Annotated in this window: 23 protein-coding genes and 3 pseudogenes; 6 read left to right on the top strand and 20 right to left on the bottom strand. The window is 31.0% G+C overall.

Annotated elements, in window-relative coordinates; genetic code table 11:
- Window positions 1-18 precede the first annotated feature (18 nt).
- From BT0_RS06140 to BT0_RS05895, 3 genes are all read left to right on the top strand, one after another.
- Window positions 19-150, top strand: a complete 132-nt coding sequence (locus tag BT0_RS06140; protein WP_257789428.1) for a hypothetical protein — start codon at window positions 19-21, stop codon at window positions 148-150.
- A 13-nt stretch (window positions 151-163) separates the two neighbouring features.
- Window positions 164-421 carry a DUF3890 domain-containing protein gene (locus BT0_RS05590; RefSeq protein WP_088895125.1) on the top strand — a complete coding sequence of 86 codons (258 nt, stop codon included), beginning with the start codon at window positions 164-166 and terminating at the stop codon, window positions 419-421.
- Between the two features lie 283 nt (window positions 422-704).
- On the top strand, window positions 705-866 hold the full coding sequence (locus BT0_RS05895) for a hypothetical protein (RefSeq protein ID WP_161491416.1): 162 nt from the start codon (window positions 705-707) through the stop codon (window positions 864-866).
- A 186-nt stretch (window positions 867-1,052) separates the two neighbouring features.
- On the opposite strand, the gene BT0_RS05585 is transcribed toward BT0_RS05895, so the two are convergent.
- From BT0_RS05585 to BT0_RS05515, 15 genes and pseudogenes are all read right to left on the bottom strand, one after another.
- On the bottom strand, window positions 1,053-2,114 hold the full coding sequence (locus tag BT0_RS05585) for a variable large family protein (RefSeq protein WP_088895124.1): 1,062 nt from the start codon (window positions 2,112-2,114) through the stop codon (window positions 1,053-1,055).
- A 297-nt stretch (window positions 2,115-2,411) separates the two neighbouring features.
- Window positions 2,412-3,107: a Bdr family repetitive protein gene (gene bdr, locus BT0_RS06070; RefSeq protein ID WP_236842862.1), complete on the bottom strand. Its 696-nt coding sequence runs from the start codon at window positions 3,105-3,107 to the stop codon at window positions 2,412-2,414.
- A 40-nt stretch (window positions 3,108-3,147) separates the two neighbouring features.
- Window positions 3,148-3,444 (bottom strand): hypothetical protein, encoded by a 297-nt coding sequence (locus BT0_RS05575; protein WP_088895235.1) that lies wholly within the window; start codon window positions 3,442-3,444, stop codon window positions 3,148-3,150.
- Between the two features lie 251 nt (window positions 3,445-3,695).
- Window positions 3,696-4,718 carry a variable large family protein gene (locus BT0_RS05570; RefSeq protein ID WP_088895122.1) on the bottom strand — a complete coding sequence of 341 codons (1,023 nt, stop codon included), beginning with the start codon at window positions 4,716-4,718 and terminating at the stop codon, window positions 3,696-3,698.
- Between the two features lie 101 nt (window positions 4,719-4,819).
- Complete coding sequence (locus BT0_RS05565; protein WP_088895121.1) at window positions 4,820-5,875, bottom strand: variable large family protein; 1,056 nt, start codon at window positions 5,873-5,875, stop codon at window positions 4,820-4,822.
- A 202-nt stretch (window positions 5,876-6,077) separates the two neighbouring features.
- Window positions 6,078-6,680, bottom strand: coding sequence for a Vsp/OspC family lipoprotein (locus BT0_RS05560; RefSeq protein WP_236842880.1), 603 nt, complete (start codon window positions 6,678-6,680; stop codon window positions 6,078-6,080).
- A gap of 85 nt (window positions 6,681-6,765) precedes the next feature.
- On the bottom strand, window positions 6,766-7,821 hold the full coding sequence (locus BT0_RS05555) for a variable large family protein (protein ID WP_088895255.1): 1,056 nt from the start codon (window positions 7,819-7,821) through the stop codon (window positions 6,766-6,768).
- A gap of 221 nt (window positions 7,822-8,042) precedes the next feature.
- Window positions 8,043-8,444: a Bdr family repetitive protein gene (gene bdr, locus BT0_RS05550; protein WP_088895254.1), complete on the bottom strand. Its 402-nt coding sequence runs from the start codon at window positions 8,442-8,444 to the stop codon at window positions 8,043-8,045.
- 293 nt (window positions 8,445-8,737) lie between these two features.
- A complete protein-coding gene (locus BT0_RS05545) occupies window positions 8,738-9,787 on the bottom strand; it encodes a variable large family protein (protein ID WP_088895253.1) in 1,050 nt (349 codons plus the stop codon).
- Window positions 9,788-9,905: 118 nt separating this feature from the next.
- Window positions 9,906-10,928 (bottom strand): annotated as a pseudogene (locus tag BT0_RS05540) (variable large family protein); the annotation flags it as partial.
- Between the two features lie 255 nt (window positions 10,929-11,183).
- Window positions 11,184-11,837, bottom strand: coding sequence for a Vsp/OspC family lipoprotein (locus tag BT0_RS05535; protein ID WP_088895252.1), 654 nt, complete (start codon window positions 11,835-11,837; stop codon window positions 11,184-11,186).
- 137 nt (window positions 11,838-11,974) lie between these two features.
- Window positions 11,975-12,970 (bottom strand): annotated as a pseudogene (locus tag BT0_RS05530) (variable large family protein); the annotation flags it as partial.
- A gap of 101 nt (window positions 12,971-13,071) precedes the next feature.
- Window positions 13,072-14,157, bottom strand: coding sequence for a variable large family protein (locus BT0_RS05525; protein WP_161491453.1), 1,086 nt, complete (start codon window positions 14,155-14,157; stop codon window positions 13,072-13,074).
- A gap of 238 nt (window positions 14,158-14,395) precedes the next feature.
- Complete coding sequence (gene bdr, locus BT0_RS06065) at window positions 14,396-15,127, bottom strand: Bdr family repetitive protein (protein WP_236842879.1); 732 nt, start codon at window positions 15,125-15,127, stop codon at window positions 14,396-14,398.
- A 51-nt stretch (window positions 15,128-15,178) separates the two neighbouring features.
- Window positions 15,179-15,397, bottom strand: a complete 219-nt coding sequence (locus BT0_RS05515) for a hypothetical protein (protein ID WP_088895249.1) — start codon at window positions 15,395-15,397, stop codon at window positions 15,179-15,181.
- 313 nt (window positions 15,398-15,710) lie between these two features.
- On the opposite strand from BT0_RS05515, the gene BT0_RS05510 reads away from it, so the two are divergent.
- Together BT0_RS05510 and BT0_RS05725 are read left to right on the top strand one after the other, a co-directional pair.
- On the top strand, window positions 15,711-16,364 hold the full coding sequence (locus BT0_RS05510) for an Mlp family lipoprotein (protein WP_088895248.1): 654 nt from the start codon (window positions 15,711-15,713) through the stop codon (window positions 16,362-16,364).
- A 220-nt stretch (window positions 16,365-16,584) separates the two neighbouring features.
- A complete protein-coding gene (locus BT0_RS05725; RefSeq protein ID WP_145954735.1) occupies window positions 16,585-16,854 on the top strand; it encodes a hypothetical protein in 270 nt (89 codons plus the stop codon).
- A gap of 292 nt (window positions 16,855-17,146) precedes the next feature.
- Here BT0_RS05725 and BT0_RS05890 read toward each other — a convergent pair whose 3' ends face one another.
- From BT0_RS05890 to BT0_RS05485, 5 genes are all read right to left on the bottom strand, one after another.
- Window positions 17,147-17,287: a hypothetical protein gene (locus BT0_RS05890; RefSeq protein WP_161491452.1), complete on the bottom strand. Its 141-nt coding sequence runs from the start codon at window positions 17,285-17,287 to the stop codon at window positions 17,147-17,149.
- Window positions 17,288-17,905: 618 nt separating this feature from the next.
- Window positions 17,906-18,472 carry a chromosome replication/partitioning protein gene (locus BT0_RS05500; RefSeq protein ID WP_088895246.1) on the bottom strand — a complete coding sequence of 189 codons (567 nt, stop codon included), beginning with the start codon at window positions 18,470-18,472 and terminating at the stop codon, window positions 17,906-17,908.
- Between the two features lie 4 nt (window positions 18,473-18,476).
- Window positions 18,477-19,292, bottom strand: coding sequence for a ParA family protein (locus tag BT0_RS05495; RefSeq protein ID WP_088895245.1), 816 nt, complete (start codon window positions 19,290-19,292; stop codon window positions 18,477-18,479).
- Window positions 19,268-19,828, bottom strand: a complete 561-nt coding sequence (locus BT0_RS05490; protein ID WP_088895244.1) for a DUF226 domain-containing protein — start codon at window positions 19,826-19,828, stop codon at window positions 19,268-19,270. The genes BT0_RS05495 and BT0_RS05490 overlap by 25 nt, the downstream gene beginning before the upstream one ends.
- A gap of 9 nt (window positions 19,829-19,837) precedes the next feature.
- Entirely contained in the window at window positions 19,838-20,944 is a 1,107-nt protein-coding gene (locus BT0_RS05485) for a plasmid maintenance protein (protein WP_088895243.1), read from the bottom strand.
- Between the two features lie 395 nt (window positions 20,945-21,339).
- Here BT0_RS05485 and BT0_RS06060 point away from each other — a divergent pair.
- Window positions 21,340-21,819 (top strand): annotated as a pseudogene (locus tag BT0_RS06060) (Vsp/OspC family lipoprotein); the annotation flags it as partial.
- Between the last annotated feature and the right edge of the window lie 9 nt (window positions 21,820-21,828).

The following is a 21,828-nucleotide window of genomic DNA, read 5'->3' as shown; positions in this document are numbered from 1 at the left end:
TAAAAACAAGTAAACACAATGTTGCCAATACCAAATAAACATGTTGATGAAGATCCAACTGGTATTGCACATTCATACCTTGATTTTGTACTTGGTGGACTCTTGGCAATAGATAATACTATTTTAAGAGTTGATATTAAACAAAGTTAAGGGATTGTAACTTATGGATAGTGATGTAGAATCATCTGGAAGATTTGGGGAGCTTTACTTAAAAATTAAAGCTCTCTTAAGTATAACTGACGAAATTTTAAGTTTTGAAAAATTTAAAAATCAGACAGATCTACTTGGAATGATACTTAGTACACGTGGTATTAACATTGACACATTAGATGTTAATCAAGCGTCTCTACTGCTTTACTATTACATAGGATTGAGCTTAAACGTTCCGGTATGCTTCGTGAGTTTGGTCTTGCATGATTAACAGGTTTAGTAAAGAATCATACTTCCAGTTTTACAAAGGAATATATTCATATGATGATGAGTTTGAAACACATGGGATTAACTTCGATAATAATAATTAACCCTGTTTGTTGAAATTATTATAGACATATCTCTTCTTCTCTTTCCTTCTCTATTTTTTCTCTCTTCTCAAGACTTAAACGTCTACCATTCCTTGCTTTAATAACAGATGTTCTACTTTCAACTTATATATTCTCTCCATAAGTCCCTTTGACAACACAATTACTCTTGTACTTATTCGGATATTGGATAAGGAAAAGAAATATATTAAAGAGCGGGATAGCACTACGTTCATAAAAATAACAGCAGTCAATAAGTTATCAATAGAAGTGAAAGACAATAAAGGCAACACTTTAAAAAACAAAAGAAAAATAGAGCAAACAAGAGATCCAAAAACAACAAGATAGATAGATTAATTACTTAAAAGTAAGAATAAAAAGCAACCCTCAAGATAAGCCTAATTTGTATTCTATATCTTATTTTTATTAATCAGCAGGAGATAAGGTAGTAAATTAAAAAAAAGCAGGGATTCCTTGTAAGAATTCCTGCTTGTCAAAACTCATTCCAATGAATAATTTAAACACCACACTATATTACTTAGCTTTCACTACACTACTGGAATCTTCTTTTATGCAATCATCAACATCTTTTAAACATTTATCAACTGTTCTTCTTACAATAGATACTATCTCATTTACAGTTTTACCAACTACTCCTATTAATACTGCATTCACTGCTTGTCCTGGTGCATGAGTAGCAACAGTTGCTAATTTACCATCCTTTGCCATAGCTCTCAAAGCTAAACCGGCTGCTATTACTGGCCCTTTGTCCCTAACATCAGCACCTGCATCTGTATTATCTTTATTAGCAACTGCAATGTCATAAGCATTTTTTGCTGCACTAATATTACCTGCTTGCTTACTTGTATCCTTAGCTGCTTCAATTGCAGCTAATATATCTGAACCACTAGCTGCAATTACTGCTCTCTTGGCTCCACTTAGTGCCTTAGCATCAGCACCAACATCACCAGTGTCTTTAAATAACTTTGCAATCTCTTTAGAATCCTCAATCTGCTTATTAGCATTTCCTTTTAGATCAACACCAATTTCCTTTGCTGCTTCATAAATTAAGTTAATCCCTTCAACAAGACCCTTTACACTTTCTGTATTTGCTGGTGCTGCATTCTCAGTATCATCAACTTTACCACCAACTTTACCATTAGCACTACCAGTAGCATCCTTAATTTTACTTGCTCCTTCAAATATCTTTCCTAAAGTACCAATTGCCTTATTTATTGTACTTTCAGCTTTGTCTTTTATTAAATTAAACTGTTCATTTCCCTTTAGCTCTTCTAATTTAACTTTAACTAATTGTACTGCTTCTCCAAGCTTACCCAATTGTTCTCCCACTTCTTTCTTAGTTGTATCTACAGTAAGACCAAGTAATCCTTTTAATAAATTTCCAAAAGAAACAAAAGCATCCAAAAACAATTGTCTTGAGATTGAAATTACTGCACTTAAACTGCTTCCACCTGTAGCTGCCTCGCCATCCTTACCAGCTTGAAGTTGACCACTGCCACAGCTAAGAAGTAAGAACAAAGATATAAGTATAGTTATATTAAAGTTTTTAATTCTCTCATTTAATCTATGCTTCATATTATAGTCCCTCCTTATTGCAAGATAAAAATAAAGTCATCAATAACGCACTTAAAGTAATTCTTTTCATTATTACGTGCCTCCTTATTAACCATAGGGAAAAGATGGCTAACAAGTTTTGATAAGCATAAAAACAAAAACTAAAAGTATAGGCACTATAATCTTACAGAGGCTGTGCGTGATACAACAATTAATAAAATTGATTGTTTTTAACAAAAATTTAAATAATTTTGTTAAAAAAATGACTAAAAAATAATTGACAGAAGGTCAATTAAAGAAGGGACTAGGTAAATAAATTTACTTTACTAATAATGATATTAATGCTAAAAATATTCCTATATTAAGGGTAATTAGAGTTCCAAACATCCAATTATGTAGTCTTGATGTACTTTTAAATTCTGATGCAGTTTTATCAAGTTTATTATCAAGCTCCATTCTGTTAATTTCCATATCTTTTCGAACAAGAGAAACCTCATTTCTAACATTATCAATCTTATTATCCAGGTCTTTAATATCGGATTTTAATTCACTTCTAACGTTATCAATCTTATTATTAAGATTATTCTCAACTGTATCTATTTTGGTATCGAGTTCATTGAATTTAGTATCTATTTTATTATCAAGTTCAGTCTTGACAGATTTAATCTCAGCTTGTAAAAGAGCTTCAACTTTTTCAATCTTGATGTTAAGATTATTCTCAACAGTATTAATCTTGTTATCAAGTTCATTGAATTTAGTATCGAATTTATTATCCAGGTCTTTAATATCGGATTTTAATGTTGTCTCAACCCTTTGAATCTCAGCTTGTAAAAGAGCTTCAACTTTTTCAAGCTTTATATCAAAGTTTTCTTTTAAGAATTCAATATCTTTATAAGTCAGTTCATTACGATAATATCTGTAAGACAGATCAATAGCAATATCTCTATTAATACCAGCCTTGGTAAGTTCTGCTATAACCATTTGTTGAGTAACTACTGGTTGAGCAAGTCCCATAAAACACTCCTTATATAATTATTATATAATATTTTAAGTGTTATAGGAACCTTATTTTAGTAAAATGTGCTTTAAGATTACGCACTCCCAAAGTCAATAACATATATGATGCTGAGAGGCTATCTAATAAATCATCATCACTCTTACCATCTCCTTTGTACTTATAAATATCAGATATAGCTGACTTACTTGAATAATCCATAATACTAAGTTTAGATGTAGCAAATGGTTCTATTAACGTAGCAATTTTCGTAAATTTATTACTTATAGGTTTAATTGGAGCAATTTTAAACTTATGACTCATACCTTCTCTAAGATTAAGAAAGATTTTAGTCACATTCCCATGCCCAGAAGTGTTATCCCTATCTTCAAAATAAAGTGTTAGGTCAATTTCTTTTGGTTTATCAAAAAGCTCAAATACAATCTTAATAACAACATTTACTTACCTTAGTATATGTTGTTAAAGGATTGCTATCAATACTATTTAAACCTGAGTATTATTACAGATAGTAAAAAAGGAAAACAATTCTTATGAAGAGAAAAGTTTTCCTCAAATGACTTTATTTAGTTATGTTTATTAATAATTCTTTATTGTTGCTGTCCAATAGCTGTTGCATCTGCAGGTGTAGTAGAATCTGCAGATTTATCTTCTTGTGTAACTGTAGCAAGAGCATCACTTATCGTTTTTAAACCAGTATCAACAGTATTTCTAATAGCAATAATAAGAGTACTTAAAGTCTTACCAACAGAACTAGCAACAGCACCATTAACTGCATGAGCAGATTTCTCTTCATTTTGTTTAGCAGCAAATTTACCATCCTTAGCCATTGCTCGCAATGCTATCCCTGCTGCAATAACTGCGTCCTTTTGTGCTGCATCAAGAGTTTTAGTAGCACTATCATTTTTAGCAATCGCAATCTCTGCCGCATTATTTACTACATTAATATCTTTATTTGCAGTAGCTTTCTCAGACTTAGCAATAGCTTTTAGAATGTCAGCGCCAGTTATAGCTCCGATTGAAGCACTAGCTGCAGCAGCTTGTGCTTCTGTTCCATCATTAGCACTTCCTTTAGCAAGCAAATTACCAACTGACTTTTTTTCAGTATCTGCGGTTTTAGTAGCATCTGGATTTCCTTCATTATCTTTTAAAACTACGTCAACAATAGTTTTAATTCCTTTAACAAGAGCATTTACACTTGCTGTTTCTCCAGGTACAGCATCCTCATTTTGTTTAGCATTACCAATAACAACATCAGTAGTAGCCCCTTTAGCTGCTGTTTTAGCCCCTTCTGCTATTTTATCTAATGTGTTAGTGATAAATGTATCAACTACTCCCTTTATCTTTAGATAGTTACCATTCGTAGCAACTTCCTCTTGTAACTTCTTTTTAACTGTGTTTATAGTAGTTTCAATATCAGTGAAGTACTGACCAATGTCAGACTTCTTAGTCTCAGCTTTAATGCCAAAAGCCCCAGCAACCATATCAGAAAGTGAAGTAAAAACATCTAAGAAGCCTTTACCTAAATTAGCAATAGAAGTTAAGAATAAGGTTTTAGGATCTTCCACCTTAGCACTCCCACTGCCACAGCTAAGAAGTAAAAATAAAGTCATTAATATAATATAAATAAAAGGAAAACAATTCTTATGAAGAGAAGAGTTTTCCTCAAATGACTTTATTTAGTTATGTATTTGTTATTAATCATTATTTATTGTTACTGTCCACTAGCTGTTGCGTCTGCAGGTGTAGTAGCTTCTGCAGACTTATCTTCTTGTGTAACCGTAGCAAGAACTGCATTTATTGTTTGCAATCCACTATCAACAGTATTTCTTATTGCTATTATTAGAGTACTTAAAGTCTTACCAACAGCACTAGCAGCTGCTCCATTCACTGCATGAGCGGATTTATCTTCATTTTGCTTAGAAGCAAACTTACCATCCTTAGCCATGGCTCTTAAAGCAATACCAGCAGCAATAACTGCATCTTTCTGCCCATCTCCAAAATCTTTACCATTAGCATCAGCCTTAGCAGCAGCAATGTCAGCAGCATTTTTCGCGTTTTCAATTTTAGGATCATCAGAAACTGCATCAGACTTAGCAATAGCTTGTAAAATATCAGCACCAGTTACTGCTCCTATTGATGCACTAGCAGCAGCAGCATGTGCTTCTGTCCCATCATCCTTTTTACCAAGCAACTTACCAATTGATTTTTGCTCTGTGTTACCAGTCTTAGTAGCGCTTGCATCTCCTTCACCCTTTTTTAGAACCACACCAACTATATCTTTAATTCCTTTAACAAGGGAGTTGACACTTGCAACCTCTGCAGGTGCAGGATCTTGACCATCTTTAGTAGCACCACCAATAGCAGCATCACCAGTAGCCCCTTTAGCCGCTTCTTTAGCTCCTTCTGCAATCTTGTCTAATGTGTTAGTGATAAATGTATCAACAACAGATTTAAGTTTTGAGTAATTCCCATTCGTAACAACTTCATCTCGTAATTTCTTTTTAACAGATGTCATAGTCTTTTCAATATCAGTGAAATACTGACCAATATCAGATTTCTTAGTGTCAGCTTTAATACCAAAAGCGCCAGCAACCATATCAGAAAAGGAAGTAAAAACATCTAAGAAACCTTTACCCAAATTAGCAATAGAGTTTAAGAATGTGGTTTTAGGATCTTCCACCTTAGCACTCCCACTGCCACAGCTAAGAAGTAAAAATAAAAAATAGAAGTTATTATTAAGTAATAAAACAAGATAAAAACAATACATAAATATAAATCTAAAATTAATAAGTAATCATAAGAAATCTAAAGAAGTATAATAAAGTAGTAAAGCAAGTAGAGAAAGAATAAAGAAACAAAAAAAGCTAAGAGAAAAAAACTCCTAGCTTATTATTTATAGACTTTATTTTATCAGATAATTACGATTAATTAAAAAGTAATCTTATAATAATAAATTAACTTGTTTATCCTTAGTTAGATTGAACAGTAGATGCTGACTTAGCAGGAGTTGAAAGCGCATTTATTGCAGCTGTTACTGCAGCTTCAGCAGAAGTTAACAAAGCATCAATTGCTGTATTGAGTTTAATAAGCTCTTCCGCGCCTTTATCCTTGGCTCCAGTATCTGCTATATCTATAGCTGTCTTCGCATCAGCATCCTTAACATCATCTTTACCAAGATCAGCTGTCTTTGATTTAGCCTTGGTTAAAAAGGATGTACTTGCATTCTTAACAGTAGTAATTTTTCCCTTTAAGTCATCAGAAATTCCAACTTTTTTTTCTAATGATGCTAATTTAGTATCTACAGCTGATATTACACTATATGCTCCTGAAATTAATTTTGCATTCTTATCAGCATCAGTTTCAAGACCATTGGCACCAATTTTTTTCCCGATAGCTTTAGCAAGCTCATCAATGGATTTAACTAAAGTATGAACGTCTTTAACACTCTTAGCAAAAGCAACAGCATCGGTAATGTTTTTAGTTATTGTAGCTAGGTCAAGGATTGTGCCATCAGATTTAGCCGCATGCCCATCTTTAGGAGAAGTCCCTGAATTATTACAAGATAAAAACAAAAGGAAAACAATTCTTATGAAGAGAAAAGTTTTCCTCAAATGACTTTATTTAGTTATGTTTATTGTTATTAATAATTCTTTATTGTTACTGTCCACTAGCTGTTGCGTCTGCAGGAGTAGTAGAATCTAAAGACTTATCTTCTTGTTTAACGGCTGCTAGTGCATCACTTATTGACTTTAATCCACTATCAACAGTATTTCTAATAGCAATAATAAGAGTACTTAAAGTCTTACCTACCGCACTAGCAGCAACACCATTTACTGCATTAGAATCTTTAGCATTCTGATTAGCAGCAAATTTACCATCTTTAGCCATTGCTCTTAAAGCAATCCCCGCTGCAATAATCGCGTCTTTCTTTGCTGAAGCCTCTTTAATTTCTTTTTTATCATCAACAGCCGGAGCAACTGCAATCTCAGCAGCATCTTTGGCTTTCTCAATTCCATCAGTATCATCAGCATTAGGATTTTCCTTAGATGTAGTTATAGCTTTAAGAATATCAGCACCAGTCACTGAACCAATGCTAGCTGCTGCTTTTGCAATATTTTCTTCTTTAGCATCATCTTTTTTTCCATCAAACAACTTACCAATATCCTTTTTATCATTATCTTCAGTCTTATTCGCCTCTGCATGTCCCTCATCCTTTTTTAAAACCACATCAACAATAGTCTTAATCCCTTTAACAAGAGAAACAACTGAATCCTTGCTAGCGGGAGTAGCTCCATGTCCAGCTGCGGTAGCATTTCCTATAGCATCACCAGTAGCCCCTTTAGCCGCTTCCTTCGCTCCTGCAGCAATTTTATCTAATGTTTCAGTAATGAACTTATCAACAACTTCCTTTACCTTGAGATAGTTACCATTCGTAGCAACAACATCATTTAGTTTGGCTTTAACAGATGTCATAGTCTTTTCAATATCAGTGAAATACTGACCAATATCAGATTTTTTAGTGTCAGCATTAATACCCAAAGCGCCAGCAACCATATCAGAAAGTGAAGTAAAAACATCTAAGAAACCTTTACCTAAATTAGCAATAGAAGTTAAGAATAAGGTTTTAGGATCTTCCGTCTTAGCACTGCCACTGCCACAACTAAGAAGTAAAAATAAAGTCATTAATAACGCACTTAAAGTAATTCTTTTCATTATTACGTGCCTCCTTATTACCTCAAGGGGCAAGATGGCTAACAAGCTTTGATAAGCATAAAAACAAAAACTAAAAGCGCATAGATACTTTAATATTGCAGAGACTAAATACAATGAGAAAATTAGCAGATATTAATTGTCTCTAACAAAAATTTAAATAATTTTGATAAGAAAATAACTAATATGTAGTCAAAGAAAGAAAAGGTTTACTTAATTTAAATTCATCTATTTAACAATGAATAGACTATGGATATTAATGTTAAAAAAATTCCTATGTTAAGGGTAATAATAGTTCCAAACATCCAACCATGAAGTCTTAATGTACTCTTAAGTTCCATTTTGTTAACATCAATCTTATTATCCAAGTCTTTAATGTCAGATTTTAACTCATTTTTAACGTTGACAATTTTATTATCAAGGTCTCTAATATCGGCTTGTAAGGTTGCTTCTACCTTTTCAAGCTTAAGGTTAAAAGTAGTCTCTAAATACTCAATATCCTTGTAAGTCAGTTCATTCTTATAATATCTATAAGATAAATCAATAGCAATATCTCTATTAATACCGGCTTTAGTAAGTTCATTGATGACCATTTGTTGAGTAACTACTGGTTGTGCAAGACCCATAAAACACTCCTTATATAATTATTATATAATATTTTAAGTGTTATAGGAACTTTATGTTAGTAAAATGTGATTTAAGAGAGTCCTTAAATCTAACATAAAGTGGTTAGCCTATTTTTTTTATCTTATCAAAAAGCTCAACTGCGGTCTTACAATCAATCTGTTGTTAAAGGATTGCTGTCAATACTTTGATACCTGAATTATTAGATATAGATAAAGGAAAACAATTCTTATGAAGAGAAAAGTTTTCCTCAAATGACTTTATTTAGTTATGTATTTGTTATTAATTCTGATTATTAACTTTTAGTTTCAGGAACCTGCTTATCAGTAGTTACAGGAGTATCATTAGAATTAAGATTCATAATATCTTTAACAGTCTTAAGTCCCACATCAATAGTATTTCTTATCGCTATTGTTAGAGTCCCCAACGCCTTAGTTATTGCACTTATTGCTGCCCCCTTAATTTCAGCCGCATAATCATCATGACCACCAGCTTCACCACCAGGAAATTTACCATTCTTCGCCATTGCTCGCAGTGCTATACCTCCTGCTACAACTGCATCCTTAGCATTAGTAGCATCAGCTGCATTAGCAGCATTATTTTTAGCCAACTTGGCAGCTTTGCCTGCATCACCTTTAGAAATGGCTTGAAGAATATCAGCACCAGTTACAGCTCCAACAGCCTTAGCAGCATCGGTACCTGATTTTTTTGAATCAGCAGCAATAGCAGTATTACCAAACAACTTAGCTGCACCATCATTATTCCCTCTTGCGCTACCATCTTCAGCTTTTTTATCGGTACCAGCATCAACACTTCCTATATTTTTAAGCACTACATTTACAATCGTTCCAACCCCTTCACTAAGCAACTTAACCGAAGCTTCTTCAGCAACAGCACCAACAACTGTTTGAGCAGCAACATTAGCAATTGGGTCACTAGCATCAGAACCAATAGCCTCACTAGCAGTTTTAGCCCCCTCAATTATTTTATCAAGAGTATTATCAATTAGGTTTTTTACAGCAACACCTGTAGCCTCTGCATTAGGATTATTCTCAGATTTCATGTCAGTAACAATTTTTTCAAGGGCTGTCTTAGTAGATGAAACAGTATCATGAATGGTCTTAAAGTAATCTGCAACATCAGACTTTTTAGTATTAGTATTAAAACCTAAAACACCTCCAACCATATCAGAAAAGGAAGTGAAAACATTTAAGAAGTCATTACTTAAACTAATAAGAGATTTCAAGAATCTACTCTGAGGATCCTCAGCCTTAGTACCCCCACTCCCACAACTAAGAAGTAAAAATAAAGTCATCAATAACGCACTTAAAGTAATTCTTTTCATTATTACGTGCCTCCTTATTTACTCAAGGGGGCAAGATATAAATAAAAGGAAAACAATTCTCATGAAAAGAAAAGTTTCCCTCAAATGACTTTATTTAGTTATGTTTATTAATAATTATTTACTGTTTTTGTCCACTAGCTGTTGCGTCTGCAGGTGTAATAGAATCTACAGCTTTATCTTCTTGTGTAACTGTAGCAAGAACATCACTTATTGACTTTAAACCACTATCAACAGTATTTCTTATTGCTATTATGAGAGTACTTAAAGTTTTACCAACAGCATTAGCAGCAACACCATTAACTGCATCAGAATCTTTAGCATTGTTATTAGCAGCAAACTTACCATCCTTAGCCATAGCTCTTAAAACAATTCCCGCAGCAATCACTGCATCTTTCTTAGCTTCTGCCTCTTTAATTTCTTTTTTGTCGTTAACAGCCGGAGCAATAGAAATCTCAGCAGCATCTGTAGCTTTTTCAATTCCATTAGCATTATCAACTTGAGGATCTTCTTTGGATTTCGCAATAGCTTGTAAAATATCAGCACCAGTCACTGAACCAACACTTGCTGATGCCTTTGCAATATTTTCTTCTTTTGCATCAGCTTTACCATTATCATCAGCAAATAACTTACCAACGTCCTTTTTATCATCTCCTGTTTTAGTAGCACCTGCATTTCCCTCATCCTTTTTTAGAACCACTTCAACAATAGTCTTAATCCCTTTAACAAGAGAAACAACTGAATCCTTGCTAGCAGGAGTAGCCCCATGTCCAGTTGCAGTAGCATTACCAATAACATCACCAGTAGCCCCTTTAGCAGCTGTCTTAGCTCCATCAGCGATCTTGTCTAGTGTGTTAGTAATAAATGTATCAACAACAGATTTAACTTTTGGATAATTACCATTCTTAGCAACAACATCATTTAGTTTGGCTTTAACTGTGTTCATAGTGTTTGCAATATCAGTAAAATACTTTCCTATATCTTCCTTCTTAGTCTCAGCATTAATACCAAAAGCGCCAGCAACCATATCAGAAAGTGAAGTAAAAACATCTAAGAAGCCTTTACCCAAATTAGCAATAGAAGTTAAGAATAAGGTTTTAGGATCTTCAGCCTTAGCACTGCCACTGCCACAGCCAAGAAGTAAAAATAAGAAATAGAAGTTCTTATTAAGTTATAAAAAAAGGTAAAATCAAGGAATAAATATAAGTCTAAAAGATAAAAGAAATCAAAGAAATCTTAAGAAGTATAATAAAGAAGTAAAGCAAATAAAGAGAGAATAAAGAAACAAAATAAGCTAAGAGAAGCAAACTCCTAGCTTATTATTTATAGACTTTATTTTATCAGATAATTACGATTGATTAAAAAGTAATCTTATAATAATAAATTAACTTGTTTATCCTTAGGTGTTAGAGGGTTGAGCAGAACCTGACTTAGCAGGGGTTATAAGCTCCTTAATTGCGGATTCTACTGCAGCTTCAGCAGCCTTTAACAACTCATCAATTGCTATGTTTAGTTCACCAAGTTCTTTAGCTCCTTTAGTTCCATCTGGCTTATTAGTTTTATCTATAGATTCCTTTGCATGGTTTTCACTAACACCATCTTTACAAAGATCTCCATCTTTTTTTATTTTTTCTACTAATGCTAAAATTTTAGTTTCAATATCATCAACCTGTTTTTTAACCGAACCATAACCTGTTTTTTCCTTCAATGCTTTCACTAGCTTACTCATCTCCAATATCACACTAAACGCTCCTGCAACTAATTGGCTATTTTTATCAGCATTTGTACTTTCAGCTTCAAGTGATCCATCATTTTTAATTTTCTTCCCAATAGCTTTAGCGAGCTCATCAATGGACATAACTAAAGTATGAACTTCTTTAACACTTGTTGCAAAAGCAACAGAATCGGTAATGTTTTTAGTTATTGTAGCTAGGTCAATAACAGTGCCATCAGATTTAGCTGCTTGCCCATCTTTAGGAGAAGTTCCTGAATTATTACAAGACATGAATAAAAATAAAGTCATTAATAACGCACTTAAAGTAATTCTTTTCATTATTACGTGCCTCCTTATTACCTCAAGGAGACAAGATATAGATGGGGAAGCAAGATATAGGTAAAAGGAAAACGGTTCTCATGAATAGAGAAAAGTTTTCCTAAAATGACTTTACTTAGATTATTTAATTAGATAATTTATTTAGTAGCAGTAGGTTGAGTAGTACTAGCTTCGGGTATTTCTGTAGTAGTTTCAGAGTACTGTATTCCTTTAACAGCTTCTCTTATCTTATCTAGATTGTTTGCAACTGTTTTCCTAATTATAAAGTCAAGTACTCCTAAAACCTTATTTACAGCACTTGCTGCTGCCGCCTTAACAATATCTTTATCAGCAGCATTAGCACTAAATCTACCATCTTTAATCATAGCTTTAAGAGCAATAGCAGCTGCTAAGTCTGCATTAGTAGCCGCCTTAGCACCATTATTGCCATTAGCATTACCACCAGTAGCTAATGCCCCAGCATCATTATTAGCATCTGCGGTCAGAACAGCAGATGTGATCTTAGCATTTTTAACCTTGTCAATCATTGCCCATGGGTCTGCCTTAGTTATCTCATCAGCTAGTTTAGAACCAGCACCAGCACCAGCACCAGCACCATTATTGCCACCAAGTGCAGCAGTGGCAGTAGCATCAGCTGCAGCTGCTCCAGTACCACCGTCATTGCCTTTGTCAATCTTTACACCAGACTCTTTGGCAGTCTCAATTATAGCTTTAACTTCTTTAATAACAGTTTCAACGCTATCTTTATCAGCAGCTACTGCAGCACCAGCTGCATTATCACCAATATCAGCATCATCATTAGTTACACTAGCAAGTTTGGTTACAGAGTCAACTAGTTTTACAATAACGTCACTAGCACCTTTAATTGTAGCCTCAACGCCTGTAGTATCAGCATGAGGAGTAGAAGTTATGTCTTTTGCTAAACCATCTAGTTTGTCTTTAGTATCACCTAAACCTTTTTTTATCTTATCAAAGTGTTCACCAACTTTACTTCTCTTATCACCCGATTTAACAGCTGTAAGTCCCAAAGCATCTCTAATAGCATTACCAAAGATGCCAAAAATCTCTTGAAATCCATGACCTATTTTAACAAGTGAATCAAAGAAAGAAATTTTAGATTCAACAGCCAATTTAACTTCTTAAAGTTAATTACAAAAATATAGAAGGAATCTGAGACGCATCTCCAAGATTGCCTTCTAATCTTATTTTTAAGTAATCAATCTAACTATCTATTTTATTGCTGACCTGACTCTGAAACTACTGCTTTTGGCGCTCTTGCTTTATCTACTTCTCCTTTTACTTTATCAAGAACATTTTTTACTGTCTTTTTAATTATATCTTCCACTGCTACTAATAACTTATTTACTGCGGTTATTCCTGCTGATTGTACTGCTTTCTCATCATTATTTGTACTATGTGAAGCTAATTTACCTCCTTTAACCAATGAGCGTAGTGCTATTCCTCCCGCTACTGCTGCTGCTTTTGATTGCTCACTATTCGATACGTGCTCTGCAGTACCTCCTACTGCAAATTCCAATGGGGTTGTACTTGCAGTTGCATTAGCTGTTATTTTCGCAACTTTATCTTCTGAGGATTTAACAATAGACTCTAACATTTCTCTGCCACTAACTGCTGATACTATTGTTGCTGCTTTATCTCCCACTGCTTCTCCTGCCTTATGTCCTGCCGCTAAGACTTTAGCTCCATTTTTTGCATTAGCTATTCCTATCGATGCTTGATCCAATTTCACACTACTCTCTTTCAATTTATCAATCCCTACTCCCTCTGATGTCTCCACTATTCCTTGAAGTGCCTTAAGGGCTCTTTTTAATGCATCCATATCTGCTTCGACTCCTTGTTGGTCACTTTTGACATCAACCAACTTGTCACCATCACCTATATTTTTTAAAGACTCTAAATGGCCTTTTAATGTGCTTAAAGTAGTCTTAGCAGCATCAACTGCTTCTTTAATTACCTTGTTTAATAGACCACCTTTATCAACATCTATTTCTGAGTTTTTTGCTACCTCTTCTAACTCTGCTGCTGCTTCTCCAAGTTTCTTGCCTAAACCACTAAAATGTTCTCCTACCTGTTGCTTAGTTGTATCTTTAGTTACTCTTAATCCCAAAGTACCTGATACTAGTTCCATAAATGAATAAAAAGCACTCTCTGCACTTCTTCCAACTTCCATTAGTACTGCACTTAAACTTCCAGTCCCTTTCTCTGAGCCATCCTTACCAGCTTGTGGTTGTTGACCACTGCCACAGCTAAGAAGTAAAAATAAAGTCATCAATAACGCACTTAAAGTAATTCTTTTCATTATTACGTGCCTCCTTATTAACCATAGGGAAAAGATGGCTAACAAGTGTTGATAAACAAAAAACAAAAAACAAAAACTAAGAACATAGATACATCTTTATTTAAAAAGACTTTGGGGAATGTAACAATGCTAAAAGATAAATTATTTTATTAATAAATAATTTATTGGTTTCGGTAAAACCCAATAACTAATATGTAGTCAAATAAAGAAAAGGTTTACTTAATTCAAATTTAAGTATTCATTTATTCAACAATGAATAGACTATGGACATTAATGTTAAAAAAATTCCTATATTAAGGGTAATAATGGTTCCAAACATCCAACCATGAAGTCTTAGTGTACTCTTAAGTTCCATTTTGTTAACATCAATCTTAGTATCAAGTTCATTAAATTTAGTATCTATCTTATTATCCAAGTCTTTAATGTCAGATTTTAACTCATTCCTAACGTTGTCAATCTTATTATCAAGTTCATTGAATTTAGTATCTACTTTAGAATTAAGATTATTTTCAACAGTATCAATCTTGTTATCGAGTTCATTGAATTTAGTATCTATCTTATTATCCAAGTCTTTAATGTCAGATTTTAATTCACTTCTAACATTGTCAATCTTATTATCAAGCTCATTAAATTTAGTATCTATCTTAATAGTAAGATTATTTTCAACAGTGTATATCTTGTTATCAAGTTCATTGAATTTAGTATCTATCTTAGTAGTAAGATTATTCTCAATAGTATCAATCTTGTTATCAAGGTCAGTCTTGACAGATTTAATCTCAGCTTGTAAAAGAGCTTCAACTTTTTCAAGTTTTATATCAAAGTTTTCTTTTAAAAATTCAATATCTTTATAAGTCAGTTCATTTTTATAATATCTGTAAGACAAATCAATAGCAATATCTCTATTAATACCGGCTCTAGTCAGTTCATTGATGACCATTTGTTGAGTAATAACAGGTTGAGCAAGTCCCATAAAAATCTCCTTATTTAATTATTATATAATATCTTAACTCTTATAGGAACCTTATTTTAATAAAATGTGCTTTAAGAGTACGCGTACTTTGTACTTATAAATATCAGATATAACTGACTTACTTGAATCATTCATAATACTAAGTTTAGATGTAGTAAATGGCTCTATTAACATAGTAATTCTAGTAATTTTATTACTTATAGGTTTAATAAGTGAAATTCTAAACTTACGACTCATACCTGTTCTAAGTTCAAGAAAGGTTTCAGTCATGTCTCCATAGCCAAAAGTGTTATCCCTATCTTCAACATATAGTATTAGACCAATTTTTTAAATTAATACAAATTCCAAATACAGTTTTAATAACAACATTTACTTACTTTAGTATATGTTGTTAAAAGATTGCTATCAGTACTATTTAGACCTGCATTATTACAAGACATGAGTAAAAATAAAGGTACTAATATAAGAGTTAGAAAGCTAAAAAAGAATAATTTTCAAAAATTAAATCAATACTTATAATAGCTTATACATCTCAAAAAGAATTGCTATATATTGTTTAAAACACAAAGATAAGGGGTTTAGTATGAATAAAAATATAAGGTCATTAATACTTTTAAGTACAGTATTTTTGTACTGTTGCAAAGGATATAAGATAAGTACCGTACCTACTGAAACTCAGACACACACTGGATCTAAGAAAACTTTGGATAATTTACAAAAAGAAACTGATGAAAACACACAAAAAATTATTACTCTAACTGCTGATGAAAAGAAAAAGTTTAACTCTTTAAAGCATGCATTAAATCAGGTAATTGAAAAACTACAAGATCAAATTGGTGGATGCAAAGATGTAAGTAAGAACAAATGTACAAACTTTATTACCTGGATCAATGGTAACATACAAAAACAAAAAGAGTTAGTAGAAGCTTTTACCACTAGTTACAATTTCTTAGAAGATAAAAGAAAAAAATATGAAGATAATAAAGATTTTAATACTTATATAAGTAATGCTATTGATTGTAAAGCCAATAATCAAATTAATCAATGTAATAATGACAATAAGTACGGCAATGGTACTAACGAAATAGAACAATTTTTTAGAGGTATTTTAAACGATATGTCTATTAGAAATACTAATGAGGAAATGTTTGATTGTATTAAAGACGGCCTGACAAGAGAAAATAGTCATTGGGGTGGACTTAAAGGTTGGCAAGAAATTATTATACAAGAAAAATAAAATAAATATTTAAAACAATAGGTAAATATCAAGATAAGGGAATTTGATATAAAAATTACCTATTTTGGTTTGATGATCTTTTCACTATCAATTAGTAATTGTGATCAAAATAACAATAATGATAAAAAAGCTAAAAATAGAACTAAAAGAGATTTAAAATAAAACCTCAATATCAAATCAAAAAAGCAAAAGTTAACAGGTGAAAAGGAATTAAATTTTGATGAGCAATGCCATATTAAGACCATTAAACCCGTCCACCTTAGATGAGAGACTGATTTTCAAAATAATTTTATTCTCCAAACAACCTTATGCTAAATTTTTATGTAATTCTCAAACAAGAGCAAATACATGGTACAAATTGCTTGATATATCAATACTAAAGTCTGAGCATAAATTGATGTTAAGCATCAATTTATTTAAAAAGTATATTCGTATCAATAATACCTATTACTTAAATTACGTACAAAAAATATTCAAAATTAAAACCTAGATAAAGAAAAGCATCTAAGATGGAGGCTTATCTTTTAATGAAATAGAGGACTATATTTACTGGCAAATAAACTAAAATTTTCATCACTTGCTATATAACCAAATAATTTCAGTAGACTTTTTTTACCATAGTTAAATCGTCCATATATTAAAATATGAACAAAACTACTACTACTTTTGGATCAATCTCAGTCTTTGTTAAACAATAATTTATAACTTCGTCCAATATTCAACTGTTTTAAGTTTTGATTTGGTATAAAAAATTACATACCCCAAAAATCATCAATCCCGCCTCATTTTAGTAAAAAATTATCCATTATCTTTAGATCATCAAACAAAATACCTTTTAACTTTTTTCCTATATATAGCGGACTCTCAAACACTGCATCTGAAAAAGTTCTATATAGACAACTAACTTCACATTCCCTTAACATAAATACTGGTTTATCTCCCCATACAGGTATGTTCCTATAATATTCACCAAACAAAACATAAAAGAAAAACTATAACAATGACTATCACCTGACTTGAAGTAAGTCGTACACTTCCAATCTTCGACAATTTTATTGAATCATTTTATTAACTTTAGAATCAATTTTTGAGAATTTTAACTAATCTTTTACTAAACTCAAGAGATAGGAACATAAAATTTTAGAGCTTAATTAAACACCCTTTTTTAAATGCTTAATCAAGCTCTAAAAGCTAATTAAATGATAGCAATTAAGGTAGTAAACAAGAATACTACTAACATGTAGTTTACAATAAAACTAAAATAAAATCAACCCTAACTCTCTCGGCTTATAAAAATTTTATTTATTATAGATATGATATCTCTTGATATCTAAATCAGACTATACCTTTTTGTAAATTCTTTTCTATACTAATGATTTATTGTTATAATGGGTTCATCTTTTCTAGTATGATTTCAAAATCAAAATTATCATTGTGAAATGAAATAAAACCTACTAATTCTTCAGTAAACCTTTTATTTAAAACCCAGCTCTCAAATCTCCCGTTTCATATATTTTTGCTAAATTATTCATATCATTTCCTTATTTATTATTTTTTAAATTTTTGTATTCTTTCATAAATTTTTGAAGAAATTCCTTTTCATCTTCAAAAACCCTATCTAAAAAGTAACTAGTAAACTTGGTATTACTTTTATAAAAATCATAACTATCTTGACTTTTAAGTTGAAATCTTAATGGCCTTATTGGATTTAATCTTGATTTTTTTAAATTTTTACCTTCCTTATCTTTGATTAAAGATAAAACTTCTCTAAACCCATTTTCTAATACATATTGCTCTTCCAGAATGCCCTCTTCTATAGCTGTTGCAATTTTTAAGTAATTATAGGCTTGGGATTTTGCTACATTATAAGAAGTTAAAAATTCGCTAAATTTCTTATAACCATCAAGTTTATAATAATCATTATCTTTTATTTCTTTCAGAATTTTCATTGCTTCTAATTTATTACAAATACTTTCCTTGAAATTTGATTTTAATTTTAATTTAAGTTCATTATATCTTTCTTTTCTCTTTTCCTCTAAAGACAAAATTTGACTATGATTAAGTATAATATTTGTATCGTTACTAATTATTCTTCTATTAATTTCCATATTATTAATTCCTTTTGTAATTTTTCCAACGGTTGGAAAAATTTATTTTGTTATTTTTTGCATATAAACTATTATCTATATGATATAAAAAAGTACTCAATATTTTATCATATTCTTTCATATAATCTTTACATAAATCAAATTTACAATTATCTGCTATTTTTTTGTTTAAATCCTCTCTTTCAGATATAGTGCCTAAAAAATTATTCTTAGATTTTAAGATATCAAGAAGATATTTGTGTGTATTATTTTTTTTAAATCTTGTTATAAGTATGTAAATAGGTAAAAATATTTCTAATTCTTTGATAAAGAAATCCAAAACTTCAAAGCTTTCAACTGCCCATTTTTCTGCTGTCATCGGAACTATTACATAATCACTACAAACTAAAGCATTTGTTAACGTAAAATCTAAACTGGGATTAGTATCTAGTATTACATAATCATAATTATTTTCCAATCTTCCTATTTCAATTTTCAATTTAAATTCTTTAAGCATATATTTATAAGCAACTCGATTTACTTTATGCAAAGTGACATAACTTGGAATCAAATCTAAATTACTATCAATACTGATAATCGATTTATTAATAGATATTTTATCGATTAACACTTCATAAATATTTTTATTAACTAAATCTGTATATAACTCCTTTACTTTTCTATAAAAATAACTTGTAACTGATGCTTGTGTATCAATATCTATTAAAAGTACTTTATGTTTTTGGGCAAGTAAAGTTGCAAATATGAGAGCACTTGTGCTTTTTCCAACACCTCCCTTAATTGACGCAATAGTGATTATTGTAGGTTTTTTTCTATCCATTTGTTTATAATACCTCCGCTTGGTAAATTTTTACCATAAAATTCATATACCTGTTTTTCTAAATTGATTATTAGTTCAAGTAGAAATTGACTATATTGTGTTTTTGATTTTTCTTTCTTAATTAAACGAGCAATTCCTTTAATGTAACAAAAAACACTTCCCTTTTTAAATCTAAATTCTATGTAATAAACTTTTGAAAGTGTAGATGCCTTCATAATTCCATTTTCCTCATATTCTGTTATGATACCTTGCAAAGGTTTTTTATGACCGTAAAAAATACCTAAAAATTTATCATCTCCCTTTAAGGGAAATAAGTTAAATTCATGGATTTTCTGTATATTAAACAAACTTCTGAATGCAATAAAGAATTTGTTTTTTTGATTTCTATTAACTCCAAATGTATAGAAATCCATTATAATTCTTGTATGATATATTGTTCTATTATTACTTTTCTCCATTTTAATAAAAATTGATTCATTTCCTTTATCATTAATTTCTAATTTCTTTTTTTTGAGACGCTCTAATATACTTTCCATGACTTATCCTTAATTGTAATTTTCTCCAAATTCTACTAATTTTAAATAATTTTTATTACCTTCTATTAACTCTAAAAGCTCATAGTAATAATAGTTACTAAATATTTTACTATATGTTAATTTGTTCTGTTTATTTAAATAATCTTTTAACATGGGGATTAATACCGATGTATTTACTTTATATTTTAACTGATCAAGAAGTATACTAAATATGTTGTTTTTGATATCTTCCTCGGTTTTTTTTGTATTTGACTTAACAAGTTTGGTTGAATCTCTAAGTTTTCCTATTATTTTCTTTAAGTCATTGTATTTATCTTTTTCTATGATAAAGTGGGGCTTGTTTTTATATTGTTCATATACTTTTTGTATTTGTATTTCTAACTGTTTGCTGTTATATCCTTTCTTTTCTAAACTAATCTTTGTTTTATCTAATATTTTATTTAATTTTAACCTTTTGTTTTCAATTTTATTTTTTATTGTTTTTGTATTATTGATACTTGCACGTATGCTGTTTTGGATAAAGTTTTCAGTTTTTTTAAGCGTTTTAAGTATTTCGATTTTAATATTTTTTTCTAATTTTAAATTCAGAATAGAGAAAAAAGTATTTGATTTAAAACAGCACTTTTTAGCGTATTTTTTTATTTGTAGTCTTTCTATAAATTTTGTGTCTTTCTTCTTTTCTTTATTATATATATTATTATATAAACACTCCTCTTTTTCTACATTGCTATTTTTAATACAAGTCTTTTCAAGATATGCATTAATGCGTTTTTGATGTTTCTCTTCTTTTTTATCTTTAAAGTGTTTATTGGTTATGCGGTAACATTCTTTTTTAGGGTACTTAAGTTTGTAATGAATTTCAGTTCCCATATTAACACCTAAATGTCTGTGATAATTAATTGTAACCCTTAATACTTTTTCTAATTTGTAAAGATAATTTTGTAGAGTTTTAAGTTTAGCAGTTTTTTGGCCATTTTTTTTCATATTATTATTGAAATAATAAAGTATGTCACTTTGGGTGTATTTTTTAAACTTTAAATTCATGTAATTTAGCGTAGATATTAAAACGATTAACTTGTGTTGGTGTTTATTGGTGTTTTTTTTTGTATCCTTCATTTAATACTCCTTAATTGCTACTATTTATGATAGTGCAATTGTCGATAAAATGTAAATATCCCTTTTTTCTTTTCGTAAAAATATTTTTTATATATTAGTGATTAAGGAGTATTAAATGAAGGATACAAAAAAAAACGTGACAAAAATAAATAAGAGAGAAAGAGTAATTGAGATGTAATATATCCGATAATCCAAGACTCTAATAACTGTTTTAGTGATGTTGGTTCTGAGCTATTTGACAATGTTGTAGCTGATGGTACCAAAGAAGATGATGTTGATAGTTTAGTAAAAGAAATTAAATCAATTGTAGATGGGGTACTTAAAAATGGAAGTAAACATGACTCTGCATAAGAGTTGTTCTCCTTTTATTTATGTCTTTCCCTTCTGAGTGAAAAATGAGGCACGTAATAATGAAAAGAATTACTTTAAGTGCGTTATTGATGACTTTATTTTTACTCATGTCTTGTAATAATTCAGGGACTTCTCCTAAAGATGGACAAGCAGCTAAATCTGATGGCACAATCCTTGACCTAGCTACAATAACTAAAAACATTACCGATTCTGTCGCTTTTGCTCAGAGTGTTAAAGAAGTTCATACCTTAGTTAAGTCCATTGATGAGCTTGCTAAAGCTATTGGTAAGAAAATTAAAAATGGTGGGGGGTTGGATACTGAAAATAATAAGAATGGGGCATTGCTTGCAGGGGTTCATGGTGTAATATCAGCTGTGAAAACTAAATTGGGAGTATTGGAACAAACAAATGGAATCTCTGATGAATTAAAACAAAAGATTACTGCTGTAAAGACCGATAATGATGCATTCATAAAGAAATTGGAAGCTGAGAATTCTGCTCTTGGTAAAAATGATGCTTCTGATGATGACACA

Origin of the sequence: Borrelia turicatae 91E135, assembly GCF_000012085.2 — a bacterium.
In the GTDB taxonomy this organism is placed as follows: domain Bacteria; phylum Spirochaetota; class Spirochaetia; order Borreliales; family Borreliaceae; genus Borrelia; species Borrelia turicatae.
Note: the sequence above shows the minus strand (reverse complement) of the source record. Positions and strands in the feature narration are given on the sequence as shown.

Coding starts and splice junctions, on each gene's coding strand:
- BT0_RS06140 (WP_257789428.1), top strand. CDS start 19: ATGTTGCCAATACCAAATAAACATGTTGATGAAGATCCAACTGGTATT.
- BT0_RS05590 (WP_088895125.1), top strand. CDS start 164: ATGGATAGTGATGTAGAATCATCTGGAAGATTTGGGGAGCTTTACTTA.
- BT0_RS05585 (WP_088895124.1), bottom strand. CDS start 2,114: ATGAAGCATAGATTAAATGAGAGAATTAAAAACTTTAATATAACTATA.
- bdr (WP_236842862.1), bottom strand. CDS start 3,107: ATGGGACTTGCTCAACCAGTAGTTACTCAACAAATGGTTATAGCAGAA.
- BT0_RS05570 (WP_088895122.1), bottom strand. CDS start 4,718: ATGACTTTATTTTTACTTCTTAGCTGTGGCAGTGGGAGTGCTAAGGTG.
- BT0_RS05565 (WP_088895121.1), bottom strand. CDS start 5,875: ATGTATTGTTTTTATCTTGTTTTATTACTTAATAATAACTTCTATTTT.
- BT0_RS05555 (WP_088895255.1), bottom strand. CDS start 7,821: ATGAAAAGAATTACTTTAAGTGCGTTATTAATGACTTTATTTTTACTT.
- bdr (WP_088895254.1), bottom strand. CDS start 8,444: ATGGGTCTTGCACAACCAGTAGTTACTCAACAAATGGTCATCAATGAA.
- BT0_RS05545 (WP_088895253.1), bottom strand. CDS start 9,787: ATGAAAAGAATTACTTTAAGTGCGTTATTGATGACTTTATTTTTACTT.
- BT0_RS05535 (WP_088895252.1), bottom strand. CDS start 11,837: ATGAAAAGAATTACTTTAAGTGCGTTATTAATGACTTTATTTTTATTC.
- BT0_RS05525 (WP_161491453.1), bottom strand. CDS start 14,157: ATGAAAAGAATTACTTTAAGTGCGTTATTGATGACTTTATTTTTACTT.
- bdr (WP_236842879.1), bottom strand. CDS start 15,127: ATGGGACTTGCTCAACCTGTTATTACTCAACAAATGGTCATCAATGAA.
- BT0_RS05515 (WP_088895249.1), bottom strand. CDS start 15,397: ATGACTGAAACCTTTCTTGAACTTAGAACAGGTATGAGTCGTAAGTTT.
- BT0_RS05510 (WP_088895248.1), top strand. CDS start 15,711: ATGAATAAAAATATAAGGTCATTAATACTTTTAAGTACAGTATTTTTG.
- BT0_RS05725 (WP_145954735.1), top strand. CDS start 16,585: ATGAGCAATGCCATATTAAGACCATTAAACCCGTCCACCTTAGATGAG.
- BT0_RS05890 (WP_161491452.1), bottom strand. CDS start 17,287: ATGTTAAGGGAATGTGAAGTTAGTTGTCTATATAGAACTTTTTCAGAT.
- BT0_RS05500 (WP_088895246.1), bottom strand. CDS start 18,472: ATGGAAATTAATAGAAGAATAATTAGTAACGATACAAATATTATACTT.
- BT0_RS05495 (WP_088895245.1), bottom strand. CDS start 19,292: ATGGATAGAAAAAAACCTACAATAATCACTATTGCGTCAATTAAGGGA.
- BT0_RS05490 (WP_088895244.1), bottom strand. CDS start 19,828: ATGGAAAGTATATTAGAGCGTCTCAAAAAAAAGAAATTAGAAATTAAT.
- BT0_RS05485 (WP_088895243.1), bottom strand. CDS start 20,944: ATGAAGGATACAAAAAAAAACACCAATAAACACCAACACAAGTTAATC.